This is a genomic window from Ruegeria sp. AJ12 (genome assembly GCF_056536245.1).
On record NZ_JBQFJJ010000002.1, the window covers coordinates 17,326 to 30,923 of the forward strand.

General features: G+C 59.3%; 12 protein-coding genes. All 12 read left to right on the top strand.

The features are described from left to right. Positions 1–119 precede the first annotated feature (119 nt). The 12 genes from ACR3E0_RS20400 (at position 120) to ACR3E0_RS20455 (ending at position 13,554) form a co-directional block, all read left to right on the top strand. On the top strand, positions 120–782 hold the full coding sequence (locus ACR3E0_RS20400) for a helix-turn-helix domain-containing protein (RefSeq protein ID WP_480481166.1): 663 nt from the start codon (positions 120–122) through the stop codon (positions 780–782). Continuing rightward, positions 779–2,818 carry an oxidoreductase gene (locus tag ACR3E0_RS20405; RefSeq protein WP_480481168.1) on the top strand — a complete coding sequence of 680 codons (2,040 nt, stop codon included), beginning with the start codon at positions 779–781 and terminating at the stop codon, positions 2,816–2,818. Before ACR3E0_RS20400 ends, ACR3E0_RS20405 begins: the two co-directional genes overlap by 4 nt. Before the next feature lie 128 nt (positions 2,819–2,946). Beyond that, complete coding sequence (locus ACR3E0_RS20410; RefSeq protein WP_480481170.1) at positions 2,947–3,639, top strand: helix-turn-helix domain-containing protein; 693 nt, start codon at positions 2,947–2,949, stop codon at positions 3,637–3,639. Between the two features lie 92 nt (positions 3,640–3,731). Next, positions 3,732–5,291: an ABC transporter substrate-binding protein gene (locus ACR3E0_RS20415; RefSeq protein WP_480481172.1), complete on the top strand. Its 1,560-nt coding sequence runs from the start codon at positions 3,732–3,734 to the stop codon at positions 5,289–5,291. A 55-nt stretch (positions 5,292–5,346) separates the two neighbouring features. After that, positions 5,347–6,291, top strand: a complete 945-nt coding sequence (locus ACR3E0_RS20420; protein ID WP_480481174.1) for an ABC transporter permease — start codon at positions 5,347–5,349, stop codon at positions 6,289–6,291. A gap of 16 nt (positions 6,292–6,307) precedes the next feature. Then, positions 6,308–7,150, top strand: a complete 843-nt coding sequence (locus tag ACR3E0_RS20425; protein WP_480481176.1) for an ABC transporter permease — start codon at positions 6,308–6,310, stop codon at positions 7,148–7,150. Continuing rightward, positions 7,150–8,136 (top strand): ABC transporter ATP-binding protein, encoded by a 987-nt coding sequence (locus ACR3E0_RS20430; RefSeq protein ID WP_480481178.1) that lies wholly within the window; start codon positions 7,150–7,152, stop codon positions 8,134–8,136. The genes ACR3E0_RS20425 and ACR3E0_RS20430 overlap by 1 nt, the downstream gene beginning before the upstream one ends. Further along, positions 8,133–9,134, top strand: a complete 1,002-nt coding sequence (locus ACR3E0_RS20435; RefSeq protein WP_480481180.1) for an ABC transporter ATP-binding protein — start codon at positions 8,133–8,135, stop codon at positions 9,132–9,134. The genes ACR3E0_RS20430 and ACR3E0_RS20435 overlap by 4 nt, the downstream gene beginning before the upstream one ends. Then, positions 9,131–11,149: a CocE/NonD family hydrolase gene (locus tag ACR3E0_RS20440; RefSeq protein WP_480481182.1), complete on the top strand. Its 2,019-nt coding sequence runs from the start codon at positions 9,131–9,133 to the stop codon at positions 11,147–11,149. Before ACR3E0_RS20435 ends, ACR3E0_RS20440 begins: the two co-directional genes overlap by 4 nt. 44 nt (positions 11,150–11,193) lie before the next feature. After that, positions 11,194–12,048: an alpha/beta fold hydrolase gene (locus ACR3E0_RS20445; protein ID WP_480481184.1), complete on the top strand. Its 855-nt coding sequence runs from the start codon at positions 11,194–11,196 to the stop codon at positions 12,046–12,048. 16 nt (positions 12,049–12,064) lie between these two features. Next, a complete protein-coding gene (locus ACR3E0_RS20450; RefSeq protein WP_480481186.1) occupies positions 12,065–13,066 on the top strand; it encodes a M81 family metallopeptidase in 1,002 nt (333 codons plus the stop codon). Continuing rightward, positions 12,970–13,554: an MlrC C-terminal domain-containing protein gene (locus ACR3E0_RS20455; RefSeq protein ID WP_480481188.1), complete on the top strand. Its 585-nt coding sequence runs from the start codon at positions 12,970–12,972 to the stop codon at positions 13,552–13,554. Before ACR3E0_RS20450 ends, ACR3E0_RS20455 begins: the two co-directional genes overlap by 97 nt. Positions 13,555–13,598 lie beyond the last annotated feature (44 nt).

Below are 13,598 nucleotides of genomic sequence, written 5' to 3' on the forward strand. Positions count from 1 at the left end.
CAGAATGAACTTGCAACCGAATAGGAAAATTCATTCAAAAATAGAATTTGACTTAAAAATTCTAGTCTGATTTCAATTCATATGGAACACAGCTGCTCACTTCGAACTCAGAGAACCGTATGCCATCGGAAAATGTCATCGCCTTACCGTCCGCAATCTCCTCACTCGGGAGCGAGGTTCGGCAATTGCGCAAAGCCCGTCAGCTTACACTCAAACAACTCAGCAAAGCGGCGGGTATCTCGCTGAGTCACGTGTCGGCGATTGAACGGGGTGTATCCAAGCCTTCGGTCGACGTCTTGCAAACCATCGCCAGCGCGCTGAGCGTCACGCCCGATTGGTTCTTTGCCCGCCGCGCCGGCGCCGGTCCGATGGAGCAGGCCTTTGTCGTGCGCGCCCAGAACCGCCGTGCGCTCAACACCCTGTACGGTCAGGATGCGGCTGAGTTGGGTTATACCGATCAGTTGCTGTCCAGCTCGATCGGCGGTCAGTTCTATATGGGCTTGGCGGTATACGCGCCCCATGCCGCGCGTCCCGAAGAGCCACTGCAAAAGCACGAAGGCGAAGAGCATGGTCTGGTGCTGGAGGGCGAGCTGGAAATGCAGATCGGCGACGAGTTCATAATTCTGCGCGCCGGAGACAGCTACAGTTTCGACGCGCGCATCCCGCATCATGCACGTAACAGGACGGACCGGGTGTGTCGGCTGATCTGGGCGGTCTCGCCGGTGGTCATTCCGAAGGATGTCGTCGCGCCTCGGACTTCGGACGCGGAGTCTTCATCATGAGCCGCGATGTTCTGCTTCAGCCCTATCAGTTGAAACATCTGACCCTGAAAAACCGGATCATGACCACCAGTCACGAACCCGCCTACCCCGAAGACGGCATGCCCAAGGAACGCTATCGCGCCTATCACGAAACGCGTGCCAAAGCGGGTGTTGCGATGACGATGACGGCGGGTTCGGCAATTGTCAGCCGCGACAGTCCGCCGGTGTTCAACAACATCCTGGCTTACAAGGATGAGGTCGTGCGCTGGATGGGTGAACTGTCGGATGCGTGTCACGCGCATGGCTGTGCGGTGATGATCCAGTTGACCCATCTGGGGCGACGCACGGGTTGGAACAAGGGCGATTGGTTACCCTCCTTGTCGCCGTCGCACTATCGCGAACCAGCGCACCGAGCCTTTCCGAAGAAGATCGAGGATTTCGATATCGAGCGTATCGTGACCGACTACGCCGACGCGGCTGAACGGATGCAGGATGCGGGTTTGGATGGGATCGAGTTGCAGGCCTACGGTCACTTGCTCGATCAGTTCTGGTCGCCCCTGACCAACACGATGGATGCACCTTTTGGTGGCAATCTCGACAATCGGCTGCGCTTTGGCTTCATGGTTCTGGACGCGATCCGTGATCGCGTCGGGCCCGATTTCATCGTCGGGGTTCGCTACACGGCCGATGAAGTCGAAAAAGGCGGTATCACCGAGCAAGAAGGGCTCGAAATCGCCCGGAGGCTGCGCGACAGCGGTCAGGTCGACTTTCTGAACGTCATACGAGGGCGCATTCACACGGACCCGGCACTGACCGATGTGATACCGGTGCAAGGCATGAAAAGTGCGCCGCATCTGGATTTCGCTGGGCGGGTGCGGGCGGAGATTGGTATGCCCACCTTCCACGCGTCTCGTATTCCCGATGTCGCGACGGCCCGGCACGCGGTGGCTTCGGGCCTTCTGGATATGGTTGGCATGACCCGCGCGCATATGGCCGATCCGATGATCGTGTCCAAGATTCAAGCCGGACAGGAAGATGACATTCGCCCCTGTGTCGGCGCGACATATTGCCTGGATCGGATCTATCAGGCGGGTGAAGCCTTGTGCATTCACAACCCGGCGACCGGGCGTGAGTTGTCGATGCCGCACATCATCCCAACCGCTGACAAACGCCGCCGGGCAGTCATTGTGGGCGCAGGTCCCGGCGGGCTGGAAGCGGCGCGTGTAGCGGCGGAACGCGGGCACGATGTCACGGTCCTCGAAGCTGCCCCGGAACCCGGTGGACAAGTACGCCTGACCGCGCAATCCAAGCGCCGCGCCGAGATGATCGGGATCATCGACTGGCGCATGGCTCAATGCGCTGCCCGCGACGTGCAATTCCAGTTTAATACCTTTGCCGAAGCCGCGGACGTGACCGCCCTGTCGCCGGACATGGTCGTGATCGCGACGGGTGGATTGCCTGAGACAACGATCCTTGATTCGGGCAACGAGCTTGCGATTTCCGCCTGGGATATCCTGTCGGGTGACGCGCCGCCTGGTGAAAACGTGTTGATCTATGATGATGCGGGCGACCACCCGGCACTGATGGCCGCCGAGGTCATTGCCGCCGCCGGGGCAAAGGTTGAGATCATGACCCGGGATCGCAGTTTCGCACCGGAAGTGATGGCGATGAATCTGGTGCCCTATATGCGGTCCCTGCAGAAAACCGGCGCCCAGTTCACCGTCACCCGAACCCTGAAGGCAATTGAGAAGTCGGGCAACCAACTGCTGGCTCATATCGGGACCGACTATTCAGACCTGGTCGAAAAAAAGAATTACGATCAGGTGGTTGTCAATCAGGGAACTCAACCTCTGGACGACCTCTACTTTGATCTCAAACCCCTGTCGCGCAACCGCGGCGCGCTGGATCAAGACGCGCTTGTTCAAGGCTCGGGCGCTCTTTTTCCGCAGACGAATTCCGACGCGGGTTTTGATCTCTATCGCATCGGCGACGCGGTTTCAGCACGCAACATTCATGCCGCAATCTACGACGCACTTCGAATTGGAATCCGATGGTAGCACGCGCAAAAAACAGCCATTCACCACATAGGGACGTCGTCAATACGAGAAAAAACTACGAAATTTCTTGCGAAAAAGAAACGCTGGCGTAGCATTTCCGTAAGACCGAGCGAGCGAAGGGAGGAATCGTGAGCCAGGGCACATCAAGAAACTATACCCGCACTGCAAGCGAAGAGGGTCTTGCCGCGTTCGGCGCCGAGGTACGTCAACTGCGCAGGGCCCGCCAGATGACTCTGGCCGAGCTTGCCAACAGCAGCGGAGTTTCGATCAGTCATCTCAGCGCAATTGAACGCGGTACGGTGAGCGCGTCATTGAACAAGATATCGCGCATCGCGGCGGCCCTTGGCGTACCCGAAGAATGGTTCTTCAATCACCGTCCCGGCGCGGGCCCGCTGGAACGCGCTTATGTCGTGCGTCAGTCGAACCGTCGCAACCTGAATCTGTTGTATGACGAGCCAATCGAACAATCAGGCTACGCGGATCAGTTGCTGTCCAGTTCCATCGGTGGCGGATTTTGTCTGGGTGTTTCAGACTATCGCCCCTATTCCGAACAGGTGATTGACCAGTATTTCTCGCGCGATGGCGAGATGCACGGGGTCATTATGGAGGGTGAGCTCGAGCTTGTGCTTGAGGATGAGACCGTCACCTTGCGCACCGGCGACAGTTTCAGCTTTCCCGGTGATGTCCTGCACGTCCTTCGCAACGTAACAGACCAACCCGCGCGCATGATCTGGGTGAACTCACCCGTCATCATTCCAAGATTCTCAGCGCTTGGCGCTGATGAGCAACTGCCACAGTCACACAAGAAAAAGAACGGATAACGCCTGCTGGCACCTGAAGTCGCGGGGACACGCCCCGCAAGCAACCAAACCGGACAGATGCCCGGACACGAAGACAAACAGGGAGTAAGCAAATGAGTTCGATTTTCAAAGGGGACGTATCACGGCGATCCGTTCTGGCCGGTGCCGGTGCACTCGGTGCGGCCAGCCTCGCCTTTCCTCATATGGCCGTCAGTGCCGATGGCTCGGTTCTGACCATTCGGTCTTATAGCGACCTGCAGGTTCTGGACCCCGCCTTCTGGCTGGCGCTGCCCGAGGCCGACATCATGCGGTCGATTTATGCCCCGCTGGTGTCAAACCAACAAGGCGACGAATGGAACTGGCGTCCGGTGGCTGTGGAAAGCATTGAACAACTGGACGATCTGACCATCGCCTTCAAACTGCGTGACAATATCGGATTCACGGACGGGTTTGGCCAGATGACGGCTGACGACGTTAAATTCTCGATCGAACGGATTGCTGATCCGGCTAACGAAAGCCCCTATGCTGGTGATTGGGGCGCCCTGAAAGAGGTGGAGGTCAAGGACACGCTCTCAGGCCTGATCCATCTGAACAACAAGTTCGTGCCACTCTGGACAACCACGCTGCCAACACCCGCATCCTGCATCGTTTCAAGAAAGGCGGTCGACGAAATCGGCGGCAAGATCGGATCCGAGCCGGTGGCGCAATCCGGTCAGTACATTCTGACCGAGTGGGTTCCCAAGCAGAAAACCGTACTTAAGCGCAACCCCGACTGGGCCTATGAACCGGGCGGGTATGAGGAAATCCACATCCTGCCCATCGAAGACCCGTCGACCGCAGAACTGGGTTTTGAAGCTGGTGATCTGGACTATACCTGGACGTCGGTATCCTCGCTGCCGCGTCTCAAGGAAAACCCGCCTGCGGGATCGGTTGTCGAGGAAAAACCCTCGCTGGCCTATGTCTGGCTGGGCATGAATCAGGACAATGAAGCGCTTAAAGACGTTCGTATCCGCCGTGCCATCCAGCATGCGATTGACCGTCAAACGGTTGTTGATGCGGCTTACTTCGGCGCTGCAGCCGTGGGCAACGGCATCATTGCGCCTGGACTGCCCGGCAGCCGGGACAGCGTGACCTACGACTATGATCCCGATAAGGCGCGCGAGTTACTGGCAGAAGCAGGCGCCGAGGGTATGACCGTCACTCTGGACATTCTGAACCAATCCGAGCGTCTGACGGCGGCGCAGGTCATTCAGGCCAATCTGGCCGAGGTTGGCGTCACCTGCGAGATAAAACAGAATGACAGTGGTACGTTCTGGACACTGGGGTCCAAGGATGGCGACTACTTCATGAACCTGCAACTTGTGCTCAGCCGGTTCTCGATGAACCCCGACCCAAGCTGGGCGACGGTCTGGTTTACACCGGAACAGGTTGGCGTCTGGAACTGGGAACGGTTCAACAACGAGGAGTACAAGGCACTGCACGACGAGGGCCTTGTCGAAAGCGATCCGGCCAAGCGCGATGAGATCTATAAGAAGATGCAGGGTCTCATGGACGAAAGCGGGTGTTATGTGTTCCTGACGCATGAGGTGGTCGGAGTGATCCACAAAGATACGGTCAATCCGGGTCTCAAGCCGAATGGTGAGCCGTTGCTGCCGCTGTTCAAACCCGCCTGATCCACGCAAACGGGCGGCGCGTGACCGCCGCCCGCACGGCCTTTGGGGGGCGCGTATGCTGAGCTATTTTTTCAAACGGCTTGGGCTGGCTGCGGCGATCGTGTCGGTCGCTATGTTCCTGCTGTTTTGCATGATTTACCTGATCCCCGGCGACCCGGCCTCGGTCGCGCTGGGGCCTCGGGCGACCGAGGAAATGCGCGCCGCCCTGCGTGAGAAGATGGGATTGAACCAGCCAGTTCTGGTTCAGTTCTGGAACTTCTACATCGGGGCATGGACAGGTGATCTGGGAGACGAGGTTCTGTCAGGCCGCCCCGTCACCACGGTCGTGTTCGAGCAACTGCCCTATACGTTGGCGCTGATCGTTGGCGGCATCACGTGGTCCGTGGCTCTGGGCATACCGCTGGGTTGCTGGGCTGCGGTCAGCCGGGGCAGTTGGGCCGACCGCGTTGTCGGTATCCTGTCCGTGGCGGTGATTGCGGTGCCCTCCTTTGTGATCGCGATTTACGCACTGCTGATCTTCGCAGTCGAACTGCGCTGGCTGCCCGCCATCGGGGCGGGCGAACCCGGCGATCTGAGTGATCAGCTGACTCACCTTATCCTGCCCTCGCTGGCGGTCGGATTGGGCTGGGTTGGCTATATCGCCCGCATGGTCCGCGCCTCGATGCTGGAAGTGCTTGAGGCCAGCCATATCCGCACGGCGCGTGCCTTTGGGCTGCCGGACCGAACGATCACCTATCGCTATGCTTTGTCGATCGCGATCCTGCCAACAGTCACATTGCTGGGCGTCGGGATCGGTCAGATGCTCTCATCGGCCGTCTTTGCCGAGATCGTCTTTGCCCGCCCCGGCGTCGGCAAACTGGTCTATGACGCCATCCTGACCCGTAACTTTCCCATCGTGACAGGCACCGTTCTGATCACGACCGTCCTGTTCGTTCTGCTCAACCTGTTGGCAGACCTCATCATCGGAGCTTTGGATCCCCGTGTCAGAAGCAGTTTCTAACCCCGCCCCCGGGCGCATGGCCGAGCTGTGGCGCCCAATCCGCAAAATCCTGCGCGAGCCCTTGGGCGCGTTGGGGTTGTTCCTCGTGCTGTTCGTCATCTTCGGCGCCGTCTTTGCCGATCTGCTGACCGGCTGGGAGCCAACCAAGATCAACCCGCGCGATCGGTTTCAGGCCCCAAGCGGTCAGCACCTGATGGGCACAGACCAACTGGGGCGCGACCTCTTTGCACGCGTGCTCTATGGCGGACGCATCGCGTTGTTTGTCGCTCTGGTCTCGACGGCCGTGTCGCTGGTCATCGGTATCATTCTGGGCCTGATCGCGGGCTACGGGCCGCGTTGGCTGGACAATCTGATGATCTTGTTGTTCGACGCGATGAAGAGCTTTCCAACAGTGATGCTGGCGCTTGCACTGGTGACGCTGATGGGGCCGTCGCTGACCGCCGTGATGGTCGTCGTCGTTCTGGTCACCGTGCCCGGATATGCGCGGATCATCCGCACTCAGACCATCGCGTTGAAAACGTCGGAATATGTCACGGCGGCACAAAGCATGGGGGCGTCATCGGCGCGTATTCTACGGGTGCACATCCTTCCGAACGTGATCGGTCCGCTGGTTATCCTTGCGTCGATGGACATCCCGGTCGTCATTGGCATCGAAGCAGGGATGAGCTTTCTGGGCCTTGGCGTGCGCCCCCCAACCCCAAGTTGGGGGTCAATCCTGAATGACGGGTTCACCAATATCCGCGATACCGCATGGATCGCAATCGCAGGCGGTGTGCCGATCATCATCACCACGCTGGGCTTTACCTTCCTCGGTGAGACGCTGCGGGACGTGTTCGATCCCCGGCTGAAAGGACGCTGATGACCACGCTGCGTATTGACAACCTGAACGTCAGCTTCTCGACCGAAGCCGGGCCTCTGCACGCTTTGAAGAACGTCAGCTTCGATGTGCCTGAAAACCGGATCGTCGGCATTGTCGGAGAATCCGGCTGTGGCAAGTCCACGCTGATCAACGCCATTCTGGGTCTGCTGGCCGACAATGGCAGCATCGACAGCGGCTCGATCCTGTTTGAAGGGCGGGATGAACTGACCACCCTGCCCCCGTCGCGCATGCGGGACCTGCGCGGTCCGCGTATCGCCACCGTGTTTCAGGACCCGATGGGTGCGCTGAACCCGGTGATCTCTGTCGGCAAACAGATGCTGAATATCCAGTACCGCTCGCCCCTGTCCAAAGAAGAAAAGACCGAACGTGCCGTAGAAATGCTGGAACTGGTCCGCATCCCGGATGCTCGCGCGGCCCTGGCGCGTTATCCGCATCAGTTCTCGGGCGGGATGAAACAGCGGATTGCCATTGCCATGGCCCTTATGATGGAGCCTGCTCTGCTAATCGCGGATGAGCCAACGACCGCGCTGGACGCGACGCTTGAAGTGACAACCATCGAGCTGCTCAAGGACCTGCAGCAAAAGATCGGCTGTTCGGTCATGTTCATCTCGCATCACCTTGGGGTCATTGCGGAGCTGTGTGACGATGTGGTGGTGATGTATGCGGGTGAAGTGGTGGAACGCGGCAGCGTCCGGCAGATTTTTCAGGACCCGCGCCACCCCTATACGGCGCGGCTATTGGAATGCGACCCGGCACGGCAAAGTGAGCGTACCCGGCACCTGCCGACGATCCCGGGTGAAATCCCGGATCTCAGGGCAAGGCCTGCGGGGTGCATCTTTGCCAATCGATGCGACCGCGTCAGCGACGTTTGCGCGGCCCCTCCCCCCGACAAGGACATCGGGAATGGTCATATCGCCCGCTGCTTTGTTGCGGACACACCCGCAGAAACCGGAGTGACGGTATGAGCAGCGATCCTATTCTCAAGGTCGAAGACGTACAGGTGTCCTTTCCGGTTGGCGGTTTCGGCCGCCGTGGTGCGATCCTTGGTGTCGCCGGGGTGAGCTTTGAGGTGAGCCGCGGGGAAACCTTTGCACTTGTCGGGGAAAGCGGGTCGGGCAAAACAACGCTTGCGCGGGCCGTGAACGGCCTGCAGGAGATCAGCGCAGGGTCAATCACGTTCGAAGGTCAGCGCATCGATGAACTGGATCGCAGGGCAATGAAACCCGTTCGGCGGCGCATGTCGATGATGTTTCAGGACCCGGTGGGATCACTGTCCCCGCGCATGACCGTTGGCGATCTGGTCACCGAACCCTTCCGCATTCACGGGATCGAGGGCCGAAGCCTGCGGGATGAAGCCGAGCGTCTGCTGACGCTGGTGGGATTGCCGACAAGCTTTGCCGCGCGCTTCCCGCATCAGTTGTCGGGCGGACAGGCCAGGCGGGTCGGTGTGGCGCGCGCGATCGCACTGGATCCGGCGCTGATCATCGCAGATGAACCCACGGCCGGTCTGGATGTGTCGGTGCAGGGCGAGGTGCTGAACCTGCTGAACGATCTGCGCGAACGGCTTGGGCTGGCGATGGTGATCATCACCCACAACCTGCACGTGGTGCATCATGTCGCGGACAGAACCGCCGTTATGTATCTGGGTCGCTTCGTCGAAGCCGGTAACACCGAGGACGTCTTCAGCGCGCCGCAACATCCCTATACCGCCGCACTGTTGTCAGCGAACCCCGAACCCGACCCGGACAAAACCCATGACCGGATCACCCTGCCCGCCGAGGTGCCCTCGTTGTTGGCGAGGCCGTCGGGGTGTGAGTTCCATACCCGCTGTCCCTGGGCACAATCCCGTTGCAGCGTTGATGCGCCGGAACGGCAGATCACGGACGGGCGCGCAATTGCCTGCCACTATCCGCTGGAGCCCGGGGCCCGTCCGCCCGAGCAGAAAGAAAGGGCCTTGTCATGACCGGTATTGAGGTTATCGAGACAGTCTGGATCCCAATGCCAGACGGAACACGACTTGCCGCGCGTTTGTGGTTGCCAGAAGAGGCGAAGGTCAATCCGCTGCCCTGTATCCTCGAATACATCCCCTATCGCCGCCGGGATCGCACACGGATGCGGGATGAAACCATGCATCCGCATTTTGCAGCCGCCGAATACGCGTCAATCCGAGTTGATATCCGGGGTTACGGAGACAGCGAAGGCGTTGCCGAAGACGAATACTCGCATCAGGAAATCCAGGATGGTCATGACATCATCCAATGGATCGCTGATCAGGACTGGTGCGATGGAAATGTCGGGATGTTCGGGAAAAGCTGGGGGGCGTACAACGCATTTCAGGTCGCGGCAACGCGCCCCCCAGCGCTGAAGGCCATCGCACCGGTAATGGGAACGGATGACCGGTGGCGCGAGGACATTCACTTTTACGGTGGCTGTCTGGCCAATGACAATTTCTGGTGGGGCTCGATCATGCAGCTCTACAATGCGATGCCTCCTGATCCCGAGATCGTTGGTGCAGATCGCTGGATCGACATGTGGCGCGACCGGCTGGAAGGGGTCCGCTTCTGGCCCGCCATGTGGCTGGAACACCAAACCCATGACGAGATGTGGCGGCGCGGCTCGATCTGCGAAAACTATTCCGATGTCGAGATTCCGGTCTACTTCTTCGGCGGGTGGATGGATCTGTATCGCGACACGCCGTTCCGCATAGCCGAACATCTCAATGGCCCTGTCAAAATCCTGATGGGGCCTTGGGCGCATCTCTACCCCCATGAAGGAATACCCGGACCGAAAGCTGATTTTGTTGGCGAGGTGATCCGCTTTTGGGACCATTGGCTGAAAGGAAAAGACACTGGCCTGATGGATGAACCACCTCTGCGGTTCTTTCTCCAGGACAGCGCCGCGCCTTCAGGCAGCCACCTGCAACGAACAGGTCGCTGGGTGGAAGAGCCCAGCTGGCCATCGCCCAACGTCACCGAGCAGACCTTTTGGCTGAACCACCAGAGCCTGAACAAAACGTCAGAGCCCGGCGCTGCGATGTCTATCTGCTCCCCACAGACGTTTGGGTCTGCGGCGGGCGACATGTGCTCGTTCGCTATTCCCGGCGATATGGCAGCGGATTGCCGGATCGACGCCGGAGGCGCATTGCAGTTCAAAGCGGCGCCACTCGACAAACCACTCGACGTGTTGGGCCAACCCAGCGTCGACCTGACCGTGTCCGCTGACCGGCCTCAGGGGATTGTCGTCGTATTGCTGGTGGATGAGGCGCCCGATGGTGCGCAAACGCTGATTGCGCGCGGGTTTTGCAACCTCAACCATCGCCACAGCGACACCCAACCGACGCCAATCGAGCCCGGCGAAGACATGTCCGTCGTGGTCCCGCTGTATGGAACCGGCTACCGGGTGCCGGCAGGCCACCGCCTCACGTTGCAGATCGCCTCATGCTATTGGCCGGTCCTTTGGCCTTCACCCGAACCGGTAACGCTGACGATCCGGCCCGGCACGTCCAGGCTCACCCTGCCCGTCCGAACCCAAACCGAAGGCGCAGATGCACCGCGTCCGCTGCCCGAACCACCAGACCCGGATACCGCGCAGCGAAAAACACATGTCCGCAAGGGATCAATGGAACGCTCGGTCCACACGGACCTGACCACCGGAGAGGTGACGCATCGCTTCTTTCTGGATGGTGGTGTTTTTGGTCCGGTCGGGGATTTTCGCCTCGACGACATCGGAACGGTGCTGAGCGACGTGTCCGACCGGCGCTATACGATCCACCCCAACGATCCATTGTCTGCTGTGGCAACCATGGAACAAACCGCCGGTTTCGAACGCAAAAACTGGTCCGCGAAAATCTGGACGTATTCCGAGCAAAAGGCGACGGCGACCGAGTTTCACCTGACGTCACGCCTCAGGGCCTGGTCAGGCGAGGACCTTATCTTTGAAGAAGAAGAAACCTACGTCATTCCCCGCAATGGAATGTGACGAACAGAGATGTCCATCTTACCTGTGGCCATAGGAGATTTCTGATGCCAGCGTTCCTTGAGTTCGGGCCCAACGCCGAAACACACCAACTGACCAAGGGTGGCGTTACCATGCGTGTTGTCACGCAAGGAGATGGACCTCCGGTCGTGTTCGTACCCGGAGGCGATCAAACAGCCGAGGCTTACTCCGAACAGTTCTCGCGTCTCTCCGACACCTATCGCTGCATCACCTATGACCCGAGGGGCGCGGGTGACACGCACTCTCCTCCTCCGCCTTGGACGATGTCGGACTATGCTGCAGATTGCGCTGCGGTGATTGACGCCTTTGCCGGTGGGCAGGCCGCCGTTTGTGGCCTGTCTCTGGGCGGGCTGGTCACACAGCAAACCGCGATAGACTTCCCCAGCAAGGTGCGATTGGCCATCCCCATGGGCACCTCGGCATATATCGACGGGTTTACGCGCGACTGGATGCAGGCCGAGATCGACCTGCGTAAGGATGGCATTACTCTGCCCGAGTACTTCCTGGCACCGCACTACGCCGTTTATGCGTTCCCGGCCAAGGCTCTGCACGAGCCCGAGTTGTGGGAGCAAGTCAAAGAGTCATACACTGATCGCTTTCGGGATCGGGACCCGCAGGCGACCATCGATCAGTGGGAGGCCTGTCTTGAATTTGATTGTCGCGAAGCGCTGAAAACCTGCCCGGTTCCGATGCATGTCATCGCCTTTTCCGAGGATGTCCAAACCGCCCCGATCATGTGCAGAGTTGTCTCCGATCTTGCACCGAAAGGTACTTTTCACGAAATACCCGGGCTGGGTCATGTGTCGATGACCCGCCATAGGCCAGAGATCGTGGCGGCCAAGCTGCGGGACATTTTGACCGCCGAATTGATACAACACTAGCCGGTTGATGGATTAAATGCGAATTGCAGTCGCAGGATTTCAACACGAAACCAACACCTTCGTTGCAAACCCCACGAAGCTGAGCGATTTTGAGCAGGCGGACAGCTGGCCGGCTCTGCTGACGGGGCCGGATGTTTTGGAGGCAACCCGCGGTATGAACCTGCCAATTGCCGGGTTTGCACAGGCTGCGGCTGACCATGACCTTCTCCCTATTCTATGGTGTGCCGCTGAACCGGGCGGCAAGGTGTCCAACCATGCGTTCGAAACTATCTCCAACCGGATCACACAGGCGATTTCTGAGTTAGGGCCGCTGGACGCCGTCTATCTTGATCTGCACGGTGCGATGGTTGCCGAGGCCTTCGATGATGGTGAGGGTGAGTTGCTTGCGCGGGTCCGGCATGTAATTGGCCCTGAAACACTGCTGGTGTCCAGTCTCGACATGCATGCGAATATCACGCAAGAAATGGTGGATCAGGCAGATGCGTTGACGGTTTTTCGTACCTATCCCCATCTGGACATGGCCGAAACCGGGGGGCGCGCATATCGGATGCTCGCGGCCATTTACCAGTGCGGCCGACCGGCAAAAGCATGGCGTCAGGGCGACTATCTTATCCCCCTTCATGCACAACAAACCAGCACGGGGCCAGCACAGAGGCTGTACGGCGCTCTTGAGAAATTCGAGGGACCGGACACGCGTCTGGCGGAAATCGCGTTGGGTTTCACAGCGTCGGACAATCCCGGCACGGGGCCATCGGTTGTCGCCTACGACCCGGATCTGACCGAAGCCGCTGCGATTGTCGAAACACTGTCGGCACAACTGGCAAAGGTTGAACGGGACTTCAACCGCCCCTGCTCACACCCGCCGAAGCTGTCAGCCGGGCACGACAGGCCCCCATTGGGTGTCCGGTTGTCATTGCCGATGTGCAGGATAATCCTGGTGCAGGGGCATCCTCAGACACAACCTGGCTGCTGCGAGAGCTTGTTCAACAGGATGTTCCGCCTGCACTTCTCGGGCTGATCCACGATCCCGCCCTGGCCGCCAAAGCACATCAAACCGGACCTGGCGCGACATTCGAAGCAGCGATCGGTGGCCGCGGCCCAGGAGACAGCCCGCTACATGCCAGAGTCCAGGTAAAACGGGTCAGCGATGGGCAGTGCCCATACACCGGTGCAATGTATGGCGGCGGTATTGCCACGCTCGGACCCTCGGCAGCCCTGCAGATAGAGAAAACACAGATTCAGATCGTCGTTACAAGTGTTCGGAACCAATGCCTGGACCTGTCCCAGTTTCGACACTTCGAATTAAAGCCGGAGGAGGCCCAGATCTTATGCGTAAAAAGTACGACCCACTTTCGTGCAGATTTTGAACCGATCGCACATGAGGTTTTGCTTTGTGCGGCGCCTGGGCAGTTTCCCTGCTTGTTGCGGCATGCCCACTATTCCAACCTGCGGTCGGGCGTTCGGATCAACCCGACCGATCACATCGGACAGCCCGCCGACCCATGATCAAAGAGTGAACTCACCTGATCGCATGATTTCAGTCCAGGCCG

Bases quoted from the DNA above. Each gene is read 5' to 3' on its own strand.
- ACR3E0_RS20400 (WP_480481166.1), top strand. From the start codon at position 120: ATGCCATCGGAAAATGTCATCGCCTTACCGTCCGCAATCTCCTCACTC.
- ACR3E0_RS20405 (WP_480481168.1), top strand. From the start codon at position 779: ATGAGCCGCGATGTTCTGCTTCAGCCCTATCAGTTGAAACATCTGACC.
- ACR3E0_RS20415 (WP_480481172.1), top strand. From the start codon at position 3,732: ATGAGTTCGATTTTCAAAGGGGACGTATCACGGCGATCCGTTCTGGCC.
- ACR3E0_RS20420 (WP_480481174.1), top strand. From the start codon at position 5,347: ATGCTGAGCTATTTTTTCAAACGGCTTGGGCTGGCTGCGGCGATCGTG.
- ACR3E0_RS20425 (WP_480481176.1), top strand. From the start codon at position 6,308: ATGGCCGAGCTGTGGCGCCCAATCCGCAAAATCCTGCGCGAGCCCTTG.
- ACR3E0_RS20430 (WP_480481178.1), top strand. From the start codon at position 7,150: ATGACCACGCTGCGTATTGACAACCTGAACGTCAGCTTCTCGACCGAA.
- ACR3E0_RS20435 (WP_480481180.1), top strand. From the start codon at position 8,133: ATGAGCAGCGATCCTATTCTCAAGGTCGAAGACGTACAGGTGTCCTTT.
- ACR3E0_RS20440 (WP_480481182.1), top strand. From the start codon at position 9,131: ATGACCGGTATTGAGGTTATCGAGACAGTCTGGATCCCAATGCCAGAC.
- ACR3E0_RS20445 (WP_480481184.1), top strand. From the start codon at position 11,194: ATGCCAGCGTTCCTTGAGTTCGGGCCCAACGCCGAAACACACCAACTG.
- ACR3E0_RS20450 (WP_480481186.1), top strand. From the start codon at position 12,065: ATGCGAATTGCAGTCGCAGGATTTCAACACGAAACCAACACCTTCGTT.